Source organism: Coleofasciculus sp. E1-EBD-02 (assembly GCF_040218245.1).
GTDB lineage: Bacteria > Cyanobacteriota > Cyanobacteriia > Cyanobacteriales > Coleofasciculaceae > Coleofasciculus.
The window spans coordinates 1-22,018 of the sequence record NZ_JAVJQN010000181.1 but is presented as its reverse complement, the minus strand read 5'-3'; the positions used below and the strand labels follow the sequence as shown (position 1 = coordinate 22,018).

Here is a 22,018-nt window from a genome sequence, read left to right as displayed (position 1 = left end):
GGTCAACTGAGTCATGCTGAACAACGAGATATCTGGAAATCCCATCTCGGTTCACTGACTACAGAACTAAATGGGCAAATTGATACCCTAGTCTCCCAATTTCATCTCAACGCCGCCGCGATTCAAGCCGCCTGTTTATCGTTGAATAGTAATGACTATAAGCCTACACCAGTGGATGAACAGCCGGATAACGAACAGAACAATAAAGAACCTGAAAAAACCTCCTCATCCTCAACCCGCCGTCGCTCATCGAAAACCCAAAAATCTCAACCTAAAATAGAAAATCCCTTATCTCCTCTGCAAACTCATTTATGGGATTTCTGTAAGACTCAAGCGCGGCCCCGTTTGGATGATTTGGCGCAACGGATTGATGCGGTCGCAACTTGGGAGGAGTTGATTCTACCGGAACGGGAAAAAGCTACATTACATGAAATTTCGACTCATGTGCGACAACGAGCGAAGGTTTATCAAGAATGGGGATTCGCGGCAAAAGGAGGACGTGGTTTAGGGATTAGCGCTCTTTTTTCCGGACCCAGTGGAACCGGGAAAACCATGGCGGCGGACGTATTGGCAAAGGAGTTACGCCTTGACCTTTATCGGATTGATTTGAGTGCGGTGGTAAGTAAATATATTGGGGAAACGGAGAAGAATTTGCGGCGAATCTTTGATGCAGCAGAAACCAGTGGGGCAATTTTATTGTTTGATGAAGCGGATGCGTTGTTTGGTAAACGAACGCAAGTGAAAGATTCTCATGATCGCCACGCGAATGTGGAAGTGAGTTACTTATTGCAACGGATGGAAGCGTATCAAGGATTAGCGATTTTGACGACAAATCTGCTCGACGCTTTAGATCAAGCGTTTATGCGTCGAATTAATTTTTCAGTGAAGTTTCCTTTTCCCAACGCCCCAGAGCGAACCGAGATTTGGCAGCGCATTTTCCCAAAAGAGACACCGACAAAGAACTTAGATATGAAAAAGTTAGGTAAACTGAATATGGCGGGGGGAAATATCCGCAATATTGCCTTAAATGCGGCGTTTATAGCCGCTGATGCGGGTGAACCTGTGATGATGAAACATCTTTTACAAGCGACGAAAAGCGAATCTCTGAAGTTAGGGAAAATTTTAACGGATTCCGAAATCAGTGGCTGGGTTTAAGAAAGCCCTCAACTAAAGTTGGGGCTAAAAGCTTAAACCCGTTGAAACGGGTTCAAAGGTTCCCCTAGGTAATGGGCAATGCAGACAAAATGTCAAAAGCCGTAATCAGCAGGCTCGGAAAAATGAAGCAACGGGTCAATTGTAGGGGCGGGTTTAGGAACTAGCGCTAGCTTGTTACTAATCAATGAACAACAAAACCCGCCCTATTCAGAAATAACTACACGAAATTAGCTGTTTCCTTTTTCACGGGCAATGGGTTGGCAAAGCTCACGGTTACTCTGTTTAACATCGGGATTATGATTGAGATAATCTTGCAGCCAATTACAACTTTTTGCTAACAGTTCCTCCAAATCTAAATTCCAAACAATTGCCGTATTATCTTCAGTGCCGACAGCTAATGCCTGACCATCCTGACTCCAACTCACACTGGTGACACGCCCCTCCTCGGCTTCCCAGGTTTTCACTAAAGTGTCATCTAGTCGCCAGATTTGTACCCGATTATCCCAACTTGTTGTTGCCAGAATATTTCCTCTAGGACTAAACTCAACCCGTGCCACACTATCTGTAGACCCTTTCAGGGTGGTTTGCAATTCTCCCTGGCGATTCCAGAGTTTTACAGTATTGTCATAACTAGCTGATGCTAATAACTGGGAGTCGGCGGAGAAGCTGACATCTAACACCCAATTACTATGACCTTTCAACGTTTTCACCAATTGTCCCTGACGATTCCAGAGTTTGACGGTTTGGTCATCACTAGCTGATGCTAATATCTGACCATCGGGACTAAAAGTTACCCCATTGACGCGGGATTGATGTCCTTTTAAGGTTTTAATCAAAACTCCATCTCTTGTCCAAAGTTTAATCGTTTTATCTCGACTGGCGGAGACAAGGGTTTGCGAATCTGGACTAAAACTGACATCTAATACCCAATCCTGATGACTGTTCAATACTTTAATAAACTCTCCCTCTCGATTCCACAGCCGAATCGTACCATCTCGACTGGCTGAGGCAAGGCGTTCCCCGTCAGGACTAAAGCTAACACTATAAATTCGTTCCGTATGTCCGGTTAAGGTGTGCAAGAGTTGACCAAAACGATCCCAAATTTTGACGGTTTTATCGTTACTCGCCGTAGCTATTCGTTCTCCATCGGGAGAAAAGGTCACATCTCGCACATCATCATCATGTCCGCGTAAAATGAGCTGAGACTGTTGCCGCAGTTCCCAAATTTTTATGGTTTTATCATAACTGGCAGAAGCGAGGACGACGGGAGTTGCTAATGTGTCTGCGGTTTCTTTTGCTTGTTTTGTGGGACTAAAACTGACAGCGGTTACTCTATCGCTATGTCCTTTAAAGGTTTTCAGTAATTTACCATCACGATTCCACAGTCTTACCGTATTATCGGCACTTGCTGCTGCAATCAACTGACTGTCAGCGCTGAAGGTTACGTTTAATACCCAACGTTCTGGCTGGGAGAAGGTTTTAATGAGTTGACCCTGAGTATCCCACAGTTTCACGGTGCGATCATCGCTAGCTGAGGCAATGAATTGACCATCGGGACTAAACGCCACACTGTTAACCTTACCCTGATGTCCGGTGAGAGTTTTCCATAATTGACCGTCTTTTGTCCACAATTTGATGGTTTGATCGCTTCCGGCTGACGCTAGCATCTCACCATTGGGACTAAAGCTAACCCACTGCGCTGCTTTTTTATGGGCTGAAAGGGTATGAATTAACTCGCCATCCACTCGCCACAGGCGCACCGTACCATCCGCACCTGTGGAGGCTAGGTGTTCACCGTCTGGACTAAAGCTAACGCTATAAACATAACCGTCATGCCCTGTCAACATGCGGACAAGGGTGCCATCCCGACGCCACAGCTTAACTGTACCATCCCAACTACTGGATGCAATTAGCTGACTATCTGGACTAAAGGAAACACTGGTAATGCTATCTTGATGCCCCTCCAGAGTAGTGACTAATGTACCATCAGGACGCCACAATTTTACCGTGCGATCGCGGCTGGCTGAGGCAATCAGTTCTCCATCAGGGGAAAAGCTGACATCCCAGACAATATCACTATGTCCTTCTAACCGATTTCGCTCGGTTACGGAGTCTACGGCTTGAGAGAGGGCAGCAATCACTTGCAGGTGGGTATCGGGCTTAACCCCGACAGCAATCTGCTTAAGCTGTCTCGCGCCTCGGAGTGCTTCCAGCAGCGCATCAAACTCTTTTCCAGAAGCAAATAGGGCTTCTGAGGAGGCACTAATCGCCGCTAGTTGGGCATTAAACGTTAGAGTCGCGGCGCGTCGGCGTTGCACCTCAGCCCGCCATCCTAACCCCCCAGCCGTAACCGCCAGCACTGCCATTGCCGTACCGACTGCGATCGCCCGGAGTCGCTGTTTACGAACTCGTAAGAGTTCCATCTGACTGTGCTTGAGCCGTGTCACCAATGTCTGCTTGCGGCGTTTTTTGTAATGGTGACGGATGGGGGCGACTAAGTAATCGTGAACCAACTGATATCGATCCTCGGGTTCGTCAGGTAGGCGAAACAACAACCCTGAGCCAACTAAAATCTCCAGAATTAGCGAAAGTGGGGATGGTGATTTGGCAACGGAGGGGGATGGCGTGTTTGCCATGTCCAAATCCTTTGTCCCCGATTCCAACTCAGTTTGAGTTTTCAGGGGACGAGTCCCTCGGTCATCCGTCAGTGAAAATAAGACTTGCCAAACTGTCTCTTGATTCTCAGAACCACAATCAGCAATAGCATTCAACAGCCAGCGTTCGACTAAAGTGGCTTTCGGATTTGTGCCTAAGGCTTGGTATTGCGCCAGAGTGGTAATTTTCTCCGTTTGCAGTTGCATCCCCACCACCTGTAATTCAATCAGTCGCACGCTTTCAGTGGGTGAGGCTAAATCCTGAACTAGGGCATCAATTAGGGCGTCGTCTAACTTAAACTGAGAACCTGAAGCCAGAGTGGAGATGACATTTTTCGCTTCCCGTGGGGACAAATCCCCCAAGTGGTAGCGAAGTTGCCGATCCAGAATATTATTGTTAATCGCACTCAAATTCGTGTAGCGTTCGCATTCAAGCAGGTAATGCAGGTAATCTTCCCGCAGGGATAAAATAACTTTGACAAAGGGAAGATTCAGGCAATGTTCCAAAAATTCATAGAACTGGCGTCGCTGTTCTAATTCCGTACAGACGAAAAAAAATTCTTCAAATTGATCGAAAATTAGCACGATCAGGATATTGCCATCAGCCGCCTGCTGTAATTGATTGACACAGGTTGCCAGTTGGCTCAGGGGTTGGGGATCTAACGCTGTATCTGATGAGGGATTAGGGGTACAGCCTAAGGCATCGCTGAGTTGTCGAGAAAACTCTCCTCGCCAATCGCTGTAAACTTTCTGCACCACGGGGATCACCTCTCTAGCGCTAATCGTGCGACTCTCTAAGGCGGGGACTAATCCAGCGTGAATCAAAGAACTTTTACCCACCCCAGAGGAACCATGAATCACCGTTAGTTTGTGATCATTGCGGCTGAGGCGTTCCAAGAGTCGATTTACATCCGGCAATCGCCCAGCCGCCGCTATTTCCAGGGGCGATAATTGGTGATCTTGTCGCCCAGAGAGTAAGGGTGCTGCACCCAGAAAGGTAAAAAAGCCATACTGTTGTTCGAGGGAGCGCTGTTTTTGCTTGAGTTCAAAGGCTCGTAGGTAGTCCTGGTGATCGAAGTAGAGCGATCGCAGTTCTTGGAGAATGTCCAGATAAAGCTGGGGAGACTGATGGGGAGCGTTTGGGAGTAACCCCTCTACCGTTAACGCCGCCTCTAAATCCGCGATCGCCGCCGTCGATTCCCCTAGTTGACGCTGGGCTTTGGCACGGATGAGTAAGTACCATCCCTGATGCTGAGGCTGACATAAGTGAAACTGATCCAAAATATCTAACGCTGTTTGGACGAAGACTTTGGCATCCTCCCAGTTGGATTCTTCTAATGCCACCGCCGCCAAAAAACCATAAGCTTGGGGTAATTGAGCCGCATTGTCTGGGGTTTGAGACTGCGCCAGCGACTGAAGTGCCAGTGCTTGTAAATCTGCCCAATTTTGCAGGTTTTGCAAGACTTCACCCAGTTGAATGGTTAAGTGGGCAACCCAATCCAAGCGTCCCGCCGTCGTAAAGGCGTCAATCCCCGCTTGCCAAAATTCTCTGGCTTTCTCCCAACTTCTATACTTGTGACTTGGGTGTAATTGAGCTTGACGACAATAACACCAACCCAGATGACACTGTAAGATGCCAATCCGTTCTAAGGATTGTTGATCAGCGCCATCGGAGACAGCACAGGGAATCTGTTGCCAAACATCTAGACTCCGTTGATACTGTTCCAGAGCTACCTCAATCAGGTCACGTTTAAAGGCATCTCTGGCTAAAATAAACTGCCATGTCGCATAGTGGGCAGGGTCTAGATTCACACCACGCCCCTGCAAATCCCGTAATGCGGATTCGAGTTCTTGACGACGCTGACATCCCGGCGACAGCTTGAGCGCTTCATTGGACAAAAATTCACCGACACTTTTCTCTAAAAGCATGGTAAACAGTTCATCAGTTGTGTGTTGCCATAAGTCCAACAACTCGGCGGTTGCCAGTTCAAATTTAATCGAGGTAGCCGCCCAACTCTTAAAATCAGGAGCAAATCGGGCTAATTTGTGGAGTAATTCATCAGTGACCCATAAAACGATAGGAAAGCTAAAACTTTTCGGAAATTCGTCGCGTACCTGATTGGTAGAGATTAAGACTGGATCAATTGCGGTCACAGATTCCAGACCAAATACGAGCAAGCCAGATAAGTCCTCTTTCGCGATCGCCTCTAGGATAACGGTATATAAGGTTTGACTGGATTCTTGAAGCCCTAACTGTTTCAAGGGAATTCCTGTCAGCCCTTGGAGTTGCTGCCACATCGGTTGTTTGCAGCACTCATAGTTGCAGCGGACTAAAATCAGGGCAAATTGTCCTTCCGACAGGGTGATTGCCCGAGCGAGGGTAGATAATGAACGCTCATTGGCTAAGACTATTTCTTCGGCTCTCTCTCTCTCTTTCTCCTTCATTCCTATCAAAATGTGACTACTCCTAGGTGGCTATCGTCGAGTAAGCTGGTGTTAATAAGGGACTTTAAATACAAAGGCTAAAAAACAGAAAACCAACCAATAAGACCTCTATTGGCTTCGGCGGATGGATCTGCTATTTTAATGACAGATCTTTTATTAAAGCGTATCTTTGATAAGATAAAAGCTATTTATTGAGAAATCCAACCCACTTCTAAAATCACAACTTAGACGCAGACAATTTAACAAGTTTCAATAGAATTAAACAGTGAGATCAACTGATAAAAATCGTGACAAAATTTTATAGTAAGTGTGACTTGGATCACTGATTTGTCATTCGTTATTTGTCATTCGTCAGGCAATAGGCAATAGGCAATAGGCAATAGGCAATAGGCAATAGGCAATAGGCAATAGGCAATAGGGTAATGGGCTATAGAAATTTTGTCTCCCAGCTTCCCCTGCTCCCAGACGTGCCATGGCACGTCTCTACATTGCTTCCCCAGCTCCCCCCGCTCCCTCTGCTCCCCCCGCTCCCCCAGCTCCCTCTGCTCCCCCCGCTCCCCCGGCTCCCCCAGCTCCCCATCAAATCACATCAGCAACCGATTTAAACCGAGCAGTCTCGGCTAAAGCTGGGTTTACTCCAAACCAACGACCCAAGTCATCGCGGTATTCATAGACAAACATACTGCGTAGCAGAGTTTGATATTCTTTTTCCCCGCGAATTGACTGCTGCTGAACCACCTGAAAGAGTAACTGCCATTCCGCATCCTCAACCGCTAACGCCAGATCGTCCCGGTATCCCTTAATCACACTCTCTAAGCATTCGCGAGAAAAGGGTGGATCTTCTTGTTGCAGGCAGTTATACAGCAGTCCCAACAAGTTGCGAATGTGACCCCCACTAATCCGACAGATGCGATCCAGGGTTTCGGGACTGTCAAAAACCTCTGGGATTAAATTTAAGCGATCTTCCGGAGCAACCTGGGGAAACGCACGGGCTAAAACCAGTTGTCGGAGTAAAGCCATCCCTTGCGGAAATTCACGACCATCTCGATACCAGATTGGTACCATAGGCAACACTTTGGGAGCAACACCCCCGCCCAAGCGATTCTTCAGAGTTTCATACTCGTTAGAGAACATCAGCGCTAAGGGGATGGTATAAACCAGATGACAGCGTAAGCGTCGCAATTGAGAGCCGCGATCAATGAACAGGTACTCAGGCTGCGATCGCCCCGCATGAACGGGTCGGGGATCAACGCGATCCAAGTTGTCTATAATTACGACTAACCCTTGTTTACCTCGTTGTTTGAGCTTTTTAATCGCAGGTTCAATGATTTCAGTATTAATCGCCTGCAAAATCCCTTGAGTACGAGGCTCTAGGTGCTGTCTAAGCTGTTCGCGCAATTGAGGACTATCTTTGGTTCTGGCAGTGACTTTGGCAATACCGACGGACAGTTCAGCCGCTACATCCACATCAATAGGCGTCTGTAAAAAATCATTAATCTCATTGAAGAGTTTGTTAAAGTACCGGGGTTGGAGACGAATCCCGATCGCTTCCAGATTTTCACTCACCGAGCGAGCGATACTGAGCAAAATATCGCTAATATCAACATCTGCCATGTCCAAGTCTTGAGAGGACTCAAAATAGACAACGTGAAATTGTTCCGCCTCTAACTGAGCCTTCAAGCGAAACAATTCTGTAGACTTACCACAGCCAATATGTCCCGTAAAAAGCTGACAGGTAGGTTCATCGGGCGAAAGTCGTGCGATCGTGCGTCCTAAGGCTTCGATAATTTTGCCGCCCCGCACAGACGAAAAATTAATATAGTACTGACGATCCTCTGGATTGCCCATCACTAGAGTTCTAGCTGGGTTACAAGCTTTGAAAAAAGTAGGTAGATGCAGTTTCATAAAGCAAGACTCTTGAGTCACCTGATTCAAGTAGAGCGTAAATCATTGACCGAACCCTTATACGTAGGGGTAATACCCCCTTTAGGGTCTAATGGCTTGGATTTGATCCCTCAGGTAGAGTAGAGGGTGAGAGAGATGGGGAAGGTGAGGGAGATGGGGAAGGTGAGGGAGATGGGGAAGATGGGGAAGATGGGGGAGATGGGGGAGATGGGGAAGATGGGGAAGATGGGGGAGATGGGGAGGTTTTTCCCCCTTGTCTACTTTCCTTACTTATCCTCCTTGTCTTGTCCCCACCCTAAAATAAAAAACCTACACCTGTCAGGAATTGTAGGGGCGGGTTTCACTATTATCGTTGGAAATGGTGCGTTACGCTTCGCTCTCCTCACCCTACACCCGCCCCGAGTGTACGTAGCTTGCTTCTCAAGGGAGCGAGTATGACGAATGACATAAGACAAATGACGAATGACGAATAACATTGCATCAGTTTCCCAAGCCCAAATCAGTAATCGGCGACAACAGCTAAAACGTGCCCGCCGAGTTAAATTTTTTCAGGCGCTGTGGCGATCGCTTATGGTAGGCGGTATGGCTAGCGGTTTGATTTGGGCGATTACCTTACCCGATTGGGTAATTCGCCAACCGGAACAAATTGACATTGAGGGCAATCAATTTCTCTCAACTCAGGCGATTCGATCGCTGCTCCCCTTATCCTATCCTCAATCACTCTGGCGAGTGGAACCCCAAGCGATCGCAGAGTCTCTCGAAGATGCTGCACCCATTGCTGAAGCCACAGTCACCCGTCAACTTATGCCTCCGGGGTTGATCATTCAAGTCCAAGAACGCCAACCTGTTGCGATCGCCCAAGGGCAAACTCAGACAACCTCAGAACCGGGTTTTTTGGATGAACGAGGCGTCTGGATGCCCCAGAGTAGCTATCGTTCTCTCAAAGCCAATGTCGAGTTACCCACGCTGCAAGTGCGGGGTCAGAATGAACACTATCGTCCATACTGGTCGCAAGTGTATCCAGTTGTCCATCACTCTCCCGTTAAAGTCCTAGAGATTGATTGGCGCAACCCAGCCAATTTAATCTTGAAAACCGAATTAGGAAATGTGCATCTAGGATCGGATAGTTCCCAATTGGCGGAACAACTGGCAGTTTTGGATCGCATGAGACAATTACCTACTCAGCTTCAACCTAATCAAATCGCCTATATTGATCTCAAAAACCCAGACCGTCCGGTGATTCAGATGAATACGGCAAGTGAAACCCCTAAACCGGATCATGACTAACCCTAGCGGTAATAGTGGTATAAAAGAAAATTCAGCTATGCCCATTTTGGCAACTCTTGAGGAGAGTACCCTTCAAGAGTATTTACAACAAACCGGGGTGTTCGTTGGTTTTTCAATCGACTTACCCTATAGTTGACTCAGATTGTTACATATAACTGATAAAGTTGATTATCAACCCTGACCTATTCCAATGACGCTTAATAGTAAACTAGGGCTTGTCCATCAAAGCTCTCCGATAACGCTGAATACCGATCTTTCAGTTGGAGCGGAGAATACCCATCCCTTCAGCAACTCTGGGTTGCAGTTTAGTCAACCCCATGATTATGATTCCAAAGGGATTCCCAGGGAAGACGCGAGGAGCGACAACATTTTGCCAGGTAATGTTGCCAGAATTAAAGTGGTTGGTGTTGGTGGTGGCGGCGGCAATGCCGTCAACCGCATGATTGCCAGTGAAGTGGCTGGGATCGAGTTTTGGTCAATTAATACCGATTCTCAAGCCCTTTCTCAAAACTCCGCCGCCAAACGCTTGCAGGTGGGTCAGAAGTTGACACGGGGACTCGGTGCGGGGGGAAATCCTGCCATTGGTCAAAAAGCAGCAGAAGAATCTCGCGATGAAATTGCCCAAGCCCTAGCCGAGTCTGATTTGGTTTTTATTACAGCCGGGATGGGCGGCGGTACAGGAACGGGTGCGGCACCAATTGTGGCAGAAATCGCCAAAGAAATGGGCGCGTTAACGGTGGGCGTAGTCACTCGTCCGTTTACCTTTGAAGGACGCCGCCGCACGTCTCAAGCGGAGGAAGGGATTGCCGCACTGCAAAGTCGCGTCGATACTCTGATCGTGATTCCCAATAATAAGCTGTTGTCGGTGATTTCTGAACAAACACCCGTTCAAGATGCGTTTAGAGTTGCTGATGATATCCTGCGTCAGGGTGTACAAGGAATTTCAGATATTATCACCGTTCCAGGGTTAGTGAATGTCGATTTTGCTGATGTGCGAGCTGTTATGGCAGACGCGGGTTCAGCGTTAATGGGAATTGGTGTAGGTTCCGGTAAATCCCGCGCTAGAGAAGCGGCGGTGGCAGCGATTTCCTCGCCCCTACTGGAGTCGTCGGTGGAAGGCGCTAGAGGGGTAGTTTTTAATATTACCGGGGGTAGTGATCTGACGCTACACGAAGTTAATGCGGCGGCGGAAACAATTTACGAGGTGGTTGATCCTAACGCTAATATTATTTTTGGTGCTGTGATTGATGACAGGCTTCAAGGTGAAATTAGAATTACGGTGATTGCCACGGGATTTAGTGGTGAAGTTCCACCGCCCCCACCTGTAGATGAAGTTCCCCGTTATACACGACCGATCACACCGAGACCTAATCCGCCAAACCCTGCACCAGAGCCGAAAAGCCGACCGGGACTAGATATTCCCGAATTTTTGCAACGGCGTCGTTTTCCCAGAAGCTAGTACGAGAAGGGAGGGAAGCTGAGGGAGCAGGGGAAGCTGAGGGAGCAGGGGAAGCTGGGGGAGCTGGGGAAGCTGGGGGAGCAGGGGAAGCTGGGGGAGCAGGGGAAGCTGGGGGAGCAGGGGAAGCTGGGGGAGCTGGGGAAGCGAAGTATCAAACCTCAAAACCCATAACTCAAAACTCATAACTGATGCAAGTACCAGTAGCGCTGACAATAGCCGGATCAGATAGCGGCGGTGGGGCAGGAATTCAGGCAGACTTGAAAACCTATGCCTTTCACCGGGTTCATGGTGCGAGTGTCCTGACTTGTGTCACCGCCCAGAATACTCAAGGGGTCAACCGCGTTGATGCTTTGCCAGTCGCCGCCGTCGTTGCTCAAATTGAGGCAGTGGTGGGCGATATGGGGACTCAGGCGACCAAAACGGGCATGTTACTCAACGCCGAGATTATTAATGCTGTAGTGTCTCAGGTTAAGAGTTTTCAGCTTGACCCCCTGGTGGTTGATCCGGTGATGGTATCCCGCACAGGAGACCAACTGATTGATGATCAGGCGGTAACGTCTTTGCGAGAGGGTTTGATTCCTCTGGCAACGATAGTGACACCCAATCGTTATGAAGCTCAATTACTTAGTGGTTTAGAGATTCATACCCTTGATGATATGCGATCGGCTGCCCAACGTATTTATCAACTGGGAGCAAACGCTGTCTTAGTTAAGGGCGGTGCGATGAAGGGTGATCTGTGTGGGGTCGATGTCTGGTTTGATGGTTCTCAGTTCTACACCCTGAAAACGGCGTTGATTGAAACGAAGAATAATCACGGCACAGGCTGTACACTCAGTAGTGCGATCGCGGCGAATTTGGCGATGGGCAAAAACCCACTCACCGCCGTGCAGAAGGCAAAGGAGTATGTGACAACAGCGCTCCAATACGCCCTCGATATTGGTCAAGGATATGGACCTGTGGGGCATTTTTTCCCATTATTGCCCTCTTGATGACCGGAAATGGCAAAACCATGGAGTTAATGTTAAATAGCATAGGCTTCTTTCCTAAAGAGGCGAATAGTGTAAGATAGGCGTCGTATAATTAATGCCACATTATGGAGCTAGGAGATCAGCGGCAGGATGGTTACAACTCTACCTAGATCGTTCACTACCCCACCTATGCTCATTCCATAAAAGGTATCCAGTCGCGAATTAAGATGTATTCTAATTCCCCAATTAATCCTTCTATGCAAAATCCGCCAACCGACCGTTATACCCCGTCAACCGCTGCCAATAATTATTGCCCTTCAGTGCCAATCTCTGTATACCGGGAACTGGCGGCTGAGTTACAAGCAGCCCAAGCGATGTTGGATTCCCTCAATGGTCAAAATAAGCAGTTGGTCAAACAAAACCAAAAACTGCGCCAAGAAGTGGAAAAAGTGCTGCAATCGAGCCAACATCTCCAGCAGGTAGTGGATTCATTGACACCCGTTACCGGGGTAGAAATTCCTCGACGCCAATCGATTCCCTCAGAATCCCATCCCATGCCGTCAATCCCTAAATCACCTAAATCACCTAAATCACCTAAATCAGCTCCCTCTAGGGTAGGGGTTGAGGTTCCCCCTCCTCATCCCCAGTTAGACCCCCTTTCCTCGCCTTACAGAGAAAGTTTCGTCATTGAACAGGAAGACTCTCGTTCCCGGCGTACATCCGCCTCTGAGGGTCACAGAGAGGTCAATGGTTGGTTTTTAGTCTTAGCCATCGTGTTGATTGTACTCAGTGCCTTTGGTGCAGGTTTTCTGATTGTACGACCCTTATTAAATAACAATCGTTAATTGTCCAATGACATAAGACGAATGACATAAGACGAATGACGAATGACAAATGACGAATGACAAATGACGAATGACATAAGACGAATGACATAAGACGAATGACGAATTAAAGATTCGTAGAAATTGCCTGAACCGGACAAGTGGGGATACACTGCTCACAGACAATACAACGCGATCGCGTAAAGTTGAGTCGAAAGTCATCGGGATTGAGGGTTAAGGCTTCTGTGGGACACACACCCGTACACAATCCACAATCGACACAACTGGTTTCGTCAATCAAGATTTCCCGGTCAATCAGGGATACATTGATATCGTGCGATCGCATCCACTCAATGGCAGCATCAAGCTGATCGATATCTCCTGAGAGTTCCACCACGAGTTTGCCAATTTGATTAGGGGCAACTTGAGCGCGAATAATATTGGCGGCGACATTGAAATCCTTTGCCAGTCGGTAGGTTACTGGCATTTGGACTGTGCGTTTTGGAAAGGTGAGGGTTAGCCGTTTTTTCATGGTCTTGTTAGCCTATGGACAGCATCGTTTTGATGAAAATTGACAAGTTGTAACTTAAATTGCGTTAAACATGACCGCGAATTCCCCAGACTCCGGATCTCCATCTCCCCAGACACCTCAGGCAAGTCTTAGCTCTCGGCTGAGAAATTTTATAATTGCCCTAGTCGCCATCATTCTTGGCGTTGCCCTATTCTTAGGATTACAAACACAGACGGGTTCGGCTTCTCTCGATGCCCAAGCTGAGGAATCCACGCCCCTAGAAGTTGCCATGAGTAATGGCAAGCCAACCTTAATGGAGTTCTATGCTAACTGGTGTACTACTTGTCAAGCCATGGCGCAAGACTTGGGGGAATTGAAACAACAGTACACCGACTCGGTTAATTTTGTGATGCTGAATGTGGATAACAGCAAGTGGTTACCCGAAATTCTCAACTATCGAGTCGATGGTATCCCCCATTTTGTGTTTTTAGACGCCCAAGGCGAAGCCATTGCCCAAACCATTGGGGAACAACCTCGCCCAGTTTTAGAGGCGAACTTAGAAGCATTGGTCGCTGACCTACCATTACCCTATACTCAAGGCGATGGACAAGTCTCTACATTTAAAGCGCCTGTGTCATCGTCAAAGGCGTCTCCAGATGATCCTCGAAGTCATGGCAGTCAGGTTAATTAGTCAGCACCGTTTAACGTGAAGGGTTAGGAGCATCATTTGTCCTTTGCCTTATGTCTTATGTAGGAGTTTGAGGGAAACCCTTGCCAAAAAAAAATCTACCAATAGTAAAGTTTTCGTTACAGAGTTTTGGAGGCAGAGGCTTCACTCTATTATCTTGGAGATGGGAGAGCTATTAGGCTACTAGGAGGATAAGAATGGCAGATCAACACTCCCCAGCCAATTACACCAGCGCAGACTTAGAGAAGGCGGCACTCAGCCGATTTCGTTCTCTTATATCGTTTTTACCTAAAAATTGTAAATTATTTCGAGAACTCTGGAACCGTTCCACAGTATTATGCTTAGACTTTGAAAATTGCCCTAACCTTCTTGATCAGGTTATGGGTCAATCTTTTTTACTACTACTCGTCGCCCATTACTTAGGATTAGCTGACTCTGTACTTTTCCGAAGAGGTAAAAAGGTAATGGGATGGATGACTATGATGACCTAGCGCATTCATTCAATAAGCCCAGTTAGAAGGTCACGCTGTTGATTAGCAAATCAAGCGTTATGTCAAGATTGGGCAAATTATAACCCTTACACAGGATAAATGACAAAGGATGTAGCTTGCTTCTTGTCGGGAGCGAGTATGACGATTCCAGTTTGAACTTTAATTGTGTCCACTGACTTGGGTAATTGCAGAACATGTAACGATTGCTACTGTGCTGCCTATAAGTTTAATGAACCATAGACTTGAGTTATTTCTGCTGTAGTTTTATGACGCTGATACTTTGGTCAATAACGTTACTCATTGCCTTAATAGCCTTCTACCTCAGCATTAAAGTTACTGAAGAAATAGAACGAGTTGCTGCTGTACTCACTGCATTAATCTGCCTGATATTTTGCTTATTTTTTGCTCCGTTGCCGATAAAAATAGCAATTCTACTCCTTCTCCTCCTTAGTCTCAACTACACGGTTAACTTGATTAGTCGATATATTTCATCTGACTCTGATTAAGTAGGTGGACACAATTAAAGTTAGCGGTAGAGATTAGGGAACAGGGAACAGGGAACAGGGAACAGCAAGGGTTTGAGGCTTGTTTACAAAACAAGCGTGAGCGTGCCGTTTTATTTTACCCAATTACTTAGAGGGCAGAAGGCAGAGGGTAAAAGGGTAATGCTTTCTCCCTCTAAAAATCCAAAATTTTCCTGACATTATTACCTGGTACTGTTAATGATAATATTGACGTGACGTAAATTAGGTAAAACGTTCAGGAGAAATCATGAATAAGAAGAATCTGCTTCGCAATATTCTCATCGGTACAGGTGTGGCTGCGGTTGGTGGTATTGGGACGAAAATGGCGGTTGATTATTTACGCAACCGAGACCAAGAAGACGTGGTTGATGAAAGTCAAGAAGAAGCAGAACCTGCATCTGAAGAAGAAGTTGCTTATGCGACAGTCGCCACGGATTCGGTACAAGGTTTTCTCGATGCTAGCTTTGGTGATGAAGGTCGTTATACGCCCACTCGTCCGCCTAAGGTTTTCGAGTATCAGGGACAACAATATATGGTGATTTGGGCTTACGACAATCAGAAAGATAAAAATCAAATGTTGGCGTTTGCTTACACCGATGAAGGGCGGAAAATGATTGCTAGTGTGGGGTATACAGCCGATACGACGGATTATAACGTGAACTTAGAAGATACGCCATTCTGTGTTGATGTAAATGGAGAACAAGTTACATCAGGACAAGGTGAAACCTCTGGCGCTGAAGATGTGGATTTTGTTTTAGCTTAAGCTAAATTGAATTGAGTCTAATATTACCAGTTGTGGTAGGATGAGGTGGTTTAAACAACCACCTTATTTAATTTATTTGTCGTTATCCTAAAAATCGAATGACCAGTGATTTACAACCCACCTTAAACGTACAAGCTGCTATTGAACAACGTCGTGCGGCGCGTTCTTTTCGTGCAGATACGATTCCGGAGGCTATTTTAGCAGAAATATTTCGCTTAGGCGTGCGATCGCCCTCCGGTTACAACCTGCAACCCTGGCGATTTGTAGTCGTGCGGGAAGCGGCGAATCGGGAAAAACTCAAAGCCTGTGCCTTTAATCAGCGTCAGGTGGGGGAAGCCCCGGTTATATTAATTTGTTGTGGCGATCGCCGCATCAACCAAAAGGAGTATATTGAGTCTGTGATTCAATTGGGACAAGAAGCTGGTGCAATGAATGACGCCTATGCTGATACACTGCGATCGGCGGTTCCTCAGTTATTTGAAAATAAACCCTGTTTTGACTCTATAGAAGCCTGGACAAATCGTCATACAATGTTAGCCGTGGCGCATTTAATGATAGTGGCAAAAAGTTTTGGCGTCGATACCTGTCCCATGGAAGGATTTACCACTGCCCAAGTAAAGGAAGCATTTAATATTCCAGCAGATGTGGATGTTTGCTGTTTGTTGGCGATGGGATATGCGGCTGAACCGTTTAAAGAATACGGCGGACGCTTTGATGTTGATCAGGTTTTTTATCAAGAAAGTTTTGGCGAATCATAAGTAGTTATTTCTGTCCGGTTAACTAAGTTTCCGAAGGCAGAGGGAGAGTCCCTATCCTAGCAATTTGGGGAAGTAATGATAACATTGTACCCCTGGCACAAGCCGATAAATTACTGCAAGCCATGCCCACTGGAGAAAAAGTTATTTTAGCTGAGGCGGGTCATGCCTGTTAGATGTGCCAGACAATGAGCCGATGAATGCTCATTCGCATCTTATGGCAATGACACTGAGTACCAGTGAGGTAATTCCGATTGTTGATGGCAAGTTAGCACTGGGAACCTGGCAATCGGTCTTATTTTTCGATTTAGATGGTCCGCGAAAACGGACACTATTTGTGCAAATTACTGGGGAGAAGGGATAAGAGTGTTGACTCTTCACGACCTGATATCATCCTCGCTAAGTAGTCGGACAAAAGATAACGACACTGTATTAAGTTTTGTAAATAGCCCTCCAACCCTTACGAAGGACGTAGCTTGCTTCTCAAGGGCAGCGAGTTCTCCACCGTTAGCTTTTATGGTGTCCACCTACTTACCACAACGGGAATCAGCACAGGGCAGTTTGTGTTTATCGGCGGGACAGGGCGTTTCCAGCAAGCGCAAGGTAGTGCAAACTATATAGTGAACCAGGACTCGATTCAGGAGCTTTTGACGTTGTTGCTCAAGGTAGCATCGATTATTAGCTCTTCAGACTACCCATAAGTCTCTGTGACCTAGAGAAATGATATTGTAGAGACGTTGCCTGTAATGTCTCTACTCTCAGAGAGGAAACTTATGCTGACTAAACTACAAACGCGCAAACTGACTAAATTTTTCAGTATGCACGATGCCAAGTTTGATGGCGCTTTAGCTTATCAAGATTTTGAAAATATTATAAAAAAGTTAGCCGCATTAAGACACTGGGGTTCGCGCTCCCCTAGGTATCAAATTTTACTAAATAACTGTAATCGCAACTGGGAAGAATTGAAACGAGATGCAGATATAACCCACAATAAAAAAGTTAGCTTAGAAGAATGGTTATCCTATTATTCTATTATTTTAAATGATGAAGAGAAATACCTGCACAACATCCATTTCTTTATGGAATTAGTTTTTGAGGTGTTTGACAAAGATGAAGATGGAAAAATTAGCCAAGCAGAGTGGGCAGGGATTTTAAGTGTTTACAATGTGTCGCCTGTTTATGCTCCACGAGTATTTCCTAAATTAGATACCAATCAGGATGGTTTTTTAAGCAAAGAGGAAGTCCTGCAACTCATTCGTGAGTTTTTCTACAGCGACAATCCAGACATTCCAGCTAACGAGATGTTTGGACCTTATTGATGTAGAGGTGCGGGGGAACAGGGGAGCAAAAGTTTATTGCTGGTATGTAATTGTTTCAGCCGTTAAATCTCTCCTAAACTTTATGACGACAGCTATAATTCAAACTTAAAAACACAGACGTAGCAGGCTACGTCTGTACTTAATTTGTCTATTTTGCCTATCTATCCTAGACAGCGCCGGGTCCTCGACCACGCTCATCTTTTTCCATCGTCAACTCGCCTTGGCGTTCTTCATCGAGTTGTTGCAGTTCTTGGCGGCGTTTAGCCGTCTCTTGTTCTTCTTTTTGGCGCAAGTCACCCGGTTCGTTGACATACATTTCGGGTTCAACGGCAAAGTTATTCACCAAGCCTTCGTTGTCTACGGTATATCCCTCAGTGGTGTTGATACTATCAGGATTGGTTTGCTGATCTTCCGTAACCTTCGTCTTATAGTTATCTCCTTCCCGTTCATGACGGGCGGCTGTTTCCGCCGGAACAATCTTTCTGTCGTAGGTTTCGGATTTAATTTGCTCTTTTGTCTTGGCTTGGCGATCTGAAGGATTTGTCTGATTCATATTCATATATAAGTCCTCGAAAATCATCAATATGTATGTATTTCACTTTCCAAGTTACAGAAGGATGAACTGACGTGCATCCCTCTGGCGAATTAAATTAAACTCACTTTAGAGGTGTTTAGCACAAATGCATCCCTCTATGGGCTTAAACCTTTAAAGAGAAATGAGAGAGATGGGGGTGTAGAAACGTGCCATGGCACGTCTGGGAGATGGGAGTGGGTTGAGTAACATCAGGATAAATGACCAATCAGCAGAAACGTGGGGCAATTGGTGATAAAAGTTACAATAGTCCAGAGAGTCGGTCAAAAATAAGGGTTGACGTATCGGACAAGATGTGTGTAAGTAAAAACAACACTTTATTTGCTCTGCCATCCCCGTTTTGACTTATTACTTATTACTTATTACTTGCTCGTAGTTATGTCATCATCTCGAAAGCCGCCTTATATGAGAGACTTTGCTCAGTTTGAGCAACATGTGGCAATGATTTTTCAGAACGAGGGGTGGACTGTTACCACTCCCGACCCCAAGCCGCCAGAGTATGATTTAGTGGTTAGCAAAGAGGGTCAAACGGGTGCGGTTCATCTGAAATGGTTGATCAGTAATGTCCAAAAACCCCAAATCCTACGGTTTTTAGGCTTTTTAGAATCGAAAGCGGGTCAAGACTTTAACTGTGGTTTTTTTATCACGACTAAAGGCTATGGTGCGCCCGCCAATGCTTTAATTCGCTCTTGGGGGTCAGACGCTAAAATCCAATGTGGAATTGCAGCAGACACCCAAATTCTCTGGGTGAATGAGGATGAATTACCGCCGCCCGAACCCCCGAAACCGGGTAAAATTTATGTTGGCGTTTTTACCTGCAAAGGTGGCGTCGGCAAAACGACCGTATCTGCTCATTTAGCGGGTGCATTTGCCCTAGAGGGATTTAATGTGGCGCTCGTCGATTTAGACCCAGAACAAAACCTGCAAAAGCTACTAGGCGATGGGGTGGATGTTCCCCGACCTAGAGGTGTTGGCGCGAGTACCTACATCGCGGTCTATGACTGGCGTGAGTGGCATGAAGATGCCGCGCGGGATTGTAAAGTGGTCGTTTGTGATTGTTCCCCTGCCTTAGAACGTAACCCGAAAGAGCTGGTGAGTCAATTTGACTATTGCATTATTCCCACCACCTTAAATCCCTTGGGACTGAACAAACATGGTCAAGTGATTAAGGATACGGTAAGAGGAATCCGAGAACTTAATCAACAAGCTCACCTATTTGTGCTAGTCAATAATTTCAAATATCCCGGCTCTAAACGGCGATTGCGGTTGCTCCGAGATACGTTTTTGAATACGTATAATGAGGTCAAAGCCATTGATCATAAGTTTCACTGCATTGATCCCAAATACGCTTGTATTCGCTCTAGTGATCAATTGTATTATTGGGGAATTCATTTACTGGAAAATCCCGACGAAGCTCGCAGTGAGTTAGCGTTTAAACTGGTGGGCGGAATTTGTTATCCCCGCGATGATTTTATTAACCTCGCCGATTATATTGAACGGGAAGCGGGGTTAGGGATTCTCCGGAATTAAGAGCAGGGGGAGCAATGTAGAGACGTAGCATGCTACGTCTGAGAGCAGGGGGAGCAGGGGAAGATGAGGGAGATGGGGAAGATGAGGGAGATGAGGGAGATGAGGGAGATGAGGGAGATGAGGGAGATGGGGAAGTTAACTCAAAACTCTACCTTACCTATTGCCTATTCCCTGTTCCCTACCTATTGCCTATTGCCTATTGCCTATTGCCTATTGCCTATTGCCTATTCCCTGTTCCCTGTTCCCTGTTCCCTAACAAATGACAAATGACAAATGACAAATGACACTTGCTGTCAACGCAAAGAAAGACTACAGAGAGTAGCCGAGCGATCGCATAACCTGGTAAATCTGTACTCAACCCTATTTGGGGTTTAGCTGTAAATTTATAAGATTGCGATGACGACTAACGCGAAATACGTCCTAGCCCTTGACCTCGGTACCACGGGGAACCGAGCCATTCTATTTGACAAACAAGGTGCGATCGCGGGACAAGTTTATCAGGAATTCACCCAGCATTACCCCCAACCCGGTTGGTTGGAACATGATCCCCAGGAAATTTGGCGGGATACTCGCGACTGTATGCAGCAAGTCTTAAAGGATAAGGGGGTGTCAGCTTCAGAGATTGCGGCGATTGGTTTAACCGTACAGCGCGAAACCTGTTTACTCTGGGATAAAACCACAGGAGAACCCTTGCATAATGCGATCGTTTGGCAGGATCGACGCACGGCGACTCGATGTCGGGATTTAACCCAACAGGGGCATGATGCGGATATTCAAGAACGCACGGGATTAGTCCTGGATGCCTATTTCTCAGCCACGAAGTTAGAATGGCTGCTGAATTGGGTGCGCCAGGAAAAACCAGATACGAATTTCGATAATGTCTTAGCAGGCACCATTGATACCTGGATTCTCTGGAATCTCACCGGGGGCAAAGTCCACGTTACGGATCACAGTAATGCCAGCCGCACCATGCTGATGAATCTCGCTAATCAGGATTGGGATCACAGCCTTCTGGATTTATTTGGCATTCCGGCTCAGATTTTGCCCCAAATTCAACCCAGTATGGGACTGTTTGGCAAAACGGAACCCAGTTTGTTAGGGGAAGAAATTCCGATTATGGCGATTTTCGGTGACCAACAAGCGGCGCTGTTTGCCCACGGTTGCGATCGCCCGGGTATGCTCAAATGTACGTATGGAACAGGTTGCTTCTTAATTTCCTATACGGGCAAAGAAGTGACGCGATCGGGTAATCGACTCCTTTCCACCGTCGCCTGGACAAATGCGGCAAATGGCAGTGGCACTGATGTAGCTTTTGCCCTAGAAGGGGCGATGTTCACCACCGGGGCTTGTATTCAGTGGCTGCGAGATGGTTTACAACTGATTGAGTCGGCTGCCGAAACTGAACCCCTAGCGCGTCAAGTCGAGGATACCAATGGCATCTATTTTGTGCCTGCCCTCAGTGGTTTGGGTGCCCCCCACTGGGATATGAGTGCCAGAGGTGCATTCCTCGGTATTACAGGCGGTGTCAAGCGGGAACACATGGTACGGGCGGTATTGGAATCAATCGCCTATCAAGTCCGAGAAGTCGTTGATGCCATGAACAAAGATGGCGACACCCCCATCGAACTCCTGAAAGTAGACGGTGGTGCGTCTCAGAATGACTTCTTAATGCAGTTTCAAGCCGATGTCCTCAACATTCCCGTCGAACGCCCCGCCGTTCTTGATGCGACAGCGCAAGGTGCGGCATTTGGTGCAGGGTTAGCCGTTGGCTTCTGGGATGATTACCATAAGCTTGTTACCCAAACCGCCATCGAACGGACATTTGAACCGGGAGAAGGGGCAAAAGCTGCCCAGGATAATTTTATCGATTGGCAGAAAGCGGTTGAACGCGCCAAGAATTGGGTGGAGTGACATCTTCCCACAGCGGAATCTCTGATTCACCTGAGGGGGTGACAAGGGACTTGAGGGTACTACTGGGTGTAGGGTGTAGGGTGTAGGGTGTAGGGTGTAGGGTGTAGGGTGTAGGGTGTAGGGTGTAGGGAAAAATTGACGCTTCGACTCCGCGAGGGCGTCAACACCGAATTTCGACAGGCTCAATTGCCGCGGAGTCGAGGTGTTGAACTTTACTCAGGAAGTCACCAAAATTGT

At 46.8% G+C, this 22,018-nt stretch carries 21 protein-coding genes and 1 pseudogene; 16 read left to right on the top strand and 6 right to left on the bottom strand.

From position 1 onward, the window contains the following. Window positions 1–1,155 (top strand): ATP-binding protein (locus tag RIC07_RS28450; RefSeq protein WP_446397452.1); only part of this gene is annotated, 1,155 nt, incomplete at its 5' end. Window positions 1,156–1,382: 227 nt separating this feature from the next. Here the strand turns inward: RIC07_RS28450 and RIC07_RS28445 are convergent. The 3 genes from RIC07_RS28445 to RIC07_RS28435 form a co-directional block, all read right to left on the bottom strand. Beyond that, window positions 1,383–6,254, bottom strand: a complete 4,872-nt coding sequence (locus tag RIC07_RS28445; protein WP_446397451.1) for a WD40 domain-containing protein — start codon at window positions 6,252–6,254, stop codon at window positions 1,383–1,385. Window positions 6,255–6,605: 351 nt separating this feature from the next. Further along, a complete protein-coding gene (locus RIC07_RS28440) occupies window positions 6,606–6,728 on the bottom strand; it encodes a hypothetical protein (protein ID WP_446397450.1) in 123 nt (40 codons plus the stop codon). Between the two features lie 105 nt (window positions 6,729–6,833). Further along, a complete protein-coding gene (locus RIC07_RS28435) occupies window positions 6,834–8,159 on the bottom strand; it encodes a P-loop NTPase fold protein (protein ID WP_446397449.1) in 1,326 nt (441 codons plus the stop codon). Window positions 8,160–8,621: 462 nt separating this feature from the next. Between RIC07_RS28435 and RIC07_RS28430 the strand changes: the two genes are divergently transcribed. The 5 genes from RIC07_RS28430 (at window position 8,622) to RIC07_RS28410 (ending at window position 12,718) form a co-directional block, all read left to right on the top strand. Further along, on the top strand, window positions 8,622–9,446 hold the full coding sequence (locus RIC07_RS28430) for a cell division protein FtsQ/DivIB (RefSeq protein ID WP_446397448.1): 825 nt from the start codon (window positions 8,622–8,624) through the stop codon (window positions 9,444–9,446). Beyond that, entirely contained in the window at window positions 9,439–9,582 is a 144-nt protein-coding gene (locus RIC07_RS28425; RefSeq protein ID WP_446381286.1) for a hypothetical protein, read from the top strand. The genes RIC07_RS28430 and RIC07_RS28425 overlap by 8 nt, the downstream gene beginning before the upstream one ends. Window positions 9,583–9,636: 54 nt before the next feature. Next, window positions 9,637–10,905 (top strand): cell division protein FtsZ, encoded by a 1,269-nt coding sequence (gene ftsZ / locus RIC07_RS28420; protein WP_446381287.1) that lies wholly within the window; start codon window positions 9,637–9,639, stop codon window positions 10,903–10,905. A 188-nt stretch (window positions 10,906–11,093) separates the two neighbouring features. Next, the gene (thiD, locus tag RIC07_RS28415; RefSeq protein ID WP_446397447.1) at window positions 11,094–11,894 is read left to right on the top strand and encodes a bifunctional hydroxymethylpyrimidine kinase/phosphomethylpyrimidine kinase; all 801 of its coding nucleotides are present in this window, start codon (window positions 11,094–11,096) and stop codon (window positions 11,892–11,894) included. Between the two features lie 206 nt (window positions 11,895–12,100). Then, on the top strand, window positions 12,101–12,718 hold the full coding sequence (locus RIC07_RS28410; RefSeq protein ID WP_446397446.1) for a hypothetical protein: 618 nt from the start codon (window positions 12,101–12,103) through the stop codon (window positions 12,716–12,718). A 106-nt stretch (window positions 12,719–12,824) separates the two neighbouring features. Here RIC07_RS28410 and RIC07_RS28405 read toward each other — a convergent pair whose 3' ends face one another. After that, a complete protein-coding gene (locus tag RIC07_RS28405) occupies window positions 12,825–13,229 on the bottom strand; it encodes an NIL domain-containing protein (protein WP_006106245.1) in 405 nt (134 codons plus the stop codon). 70 nt (window positions 13,230–13,299) lie between these two features. Here RIC07_RS28405 and RIC07_RS28400 point away from each other — a divergent pair, with 70 nt between their 5' ends. The 7 genes and pseudogenes from RIC07_RS28400 to RIC07_RS28370 all read left to right on the top strand — a co-directional run bounded on the left by RIC07_RS28400 (window position 13,300) and on the right by RIC07_RS28370 (window position 17,748). Next, window positions 13,300–13,899: a thioredoxin family protein gene (locus RIC07_RS28400; protein WP_446397445.1), complete on the top strand. Its 600-nt coding sequence runs from the start codon at window positions 13,300–13,302 to the stop codon at window positions 13,897–13,899. A gap of 194 nt (window positions 13,900–14,093) precedes the next feature. After that, window positions 14,094–14,387, top strand: coding sequence for a hypothetical protein (locus RIC07_RS28395; protein WP_044211150.1), 294 nt, complete (start codon window positions 14,094–14,096; stop codon window positions 14,385–14,387). Between the two features lie 266 nt (window positions 14,388–14,653). After that, the gene (locus RIC07_RS28390; RefSeq protein WP_446397444.1) at window positions 14,654–14,893 is read left to right on the top strand and encodes a hypothetical protein; all 240 of its coding nucleotides are present in this window, start codon (window positions 14,654–14,656) and stop codon (window positions 14,891–14,893) included. A 265-nt stretch (window positions 14,894–15,158) separates the two neighbouring features. Then, window positions 15,159–15,674: a hypothetical protein gene (locus RIC07_RS28385; RefSeq protein ID WP_446397443.1), complete on the top strand. Its 516-nt coding sequence runs from the start codon at window positions 15,159–15,161 to the stop codon at window positions 15,672–15,674. A 98-nt stretch (window positions 15,675–15,772) separates the two neighbouring features. Further along, window positions 15,773–16,432 (top strand): nitroreductase family protein, encoded by a 660-nt coding sequence (locus tag RIC07_RS28380; protein WP_446397442.1) that lies wholly within the window; start codon window positions 15,773–15,775, stop codon window positions 16,430–16,432. Between the two features lie 172 nt (window positions 16,433–16,604). Then, window positions 16,605–16,793 (top strand): annotated as a pseudogene (locus RIC07_RS28375) (YjbQ family protein); the annotation flags it as partial. A 409-nt stretch (window positions 16,794–17,202) separates the two neighbouring features. After that, window positions 17,203–17,748, top strand: coding sequence for an EF-hand domain-containing protein (locus tag RIC07_RS28370; RefSeq protein WP_446381296.1), 546 nt, complete (start codon window positions 17,203–17,205; stop codon window positions 17,746–17,748). A gap of 166 nt (window positions 17,749–17,914) precedes the next feature. Here RIC07_RS28370 and RIC07_RS28365 read toward each other — a convergent pair whose 3' ends face one another. Both RIC07_RS28365 and RIC07_RS28360 read right to left on the bottom strand, forming a co-directional pair. Continuing rightward, the gene (locus RIC07_RS28365; RefSeq protein ID WP_446397453.1) at window positions 17,915–18,301 is read right to left on the bottom strand and encodes a hypothetical protein; all 387 of its coding nucleotides are present in this window, start codon (window positions 18,299–18,301) and stop codon (window positions 17,915–17,917) included. Window positions 18,302–18,454: 153 nt separating this feature from the next. After that, the gene (locus RIC07_RS28360) at window positions 18,455–18,673 is read right to left on the bottom strand and encodes a hypothetical protein (protein WP_446397441.1); all 219 of its coding nucleotides are present in this window, start codon (window positions 18,671–18,673) and stop codon (window positions 18,455–18,457) included. A gap of 45 nt (window positions 18,674–18,718) precedes the next feature. On the opposite strand from RIC07_RS28360, the gene RIC07_RS28355 reads away from it, so the two are divergent. From RIC07_RS28355 to glpK, 3 genes are all read left to right on the top strand, one after another. After that, window positions 18,719–19,870 (top strand): nucleotide-binding protein, encoded by a 1,152-nt coding sequence (locus tag RIC07_RS28355; protein WP_446397440.1) that lies wholly within the window; start codon window positions 18,719–18,721, stop codon window positions 19,868–19,870. A gap of 29 nt (window positions 19,871–19,899) precedes the next feature. After that, window positions 19,900–20,133: a hypothetical protein gene (locus RIC07_RS28350; protein WP_446397439.1), complete on the top strand. Its 234-nt coding sequence runs from the start codon at window positions 19,900–19,902 to the stop codon at window positions 20,131–20,133. A 133-nt stretch (window positions 20,134–20,266) separates the two neighbouring features. Next, window positions 20,267–21,781 (top strand): glycerol kinase GlpK, encoded by a 1,515-nt coding sequence (gene glpK, locus RIC07_RS28345; protein ID WP_446397438.1) that lies wholly within the window; start codon window positions 20,267–20,269, stop codon window positions 21,779–21,781. Window positions 21,782–22,018 lie beyond the last annotated feature (237 nt).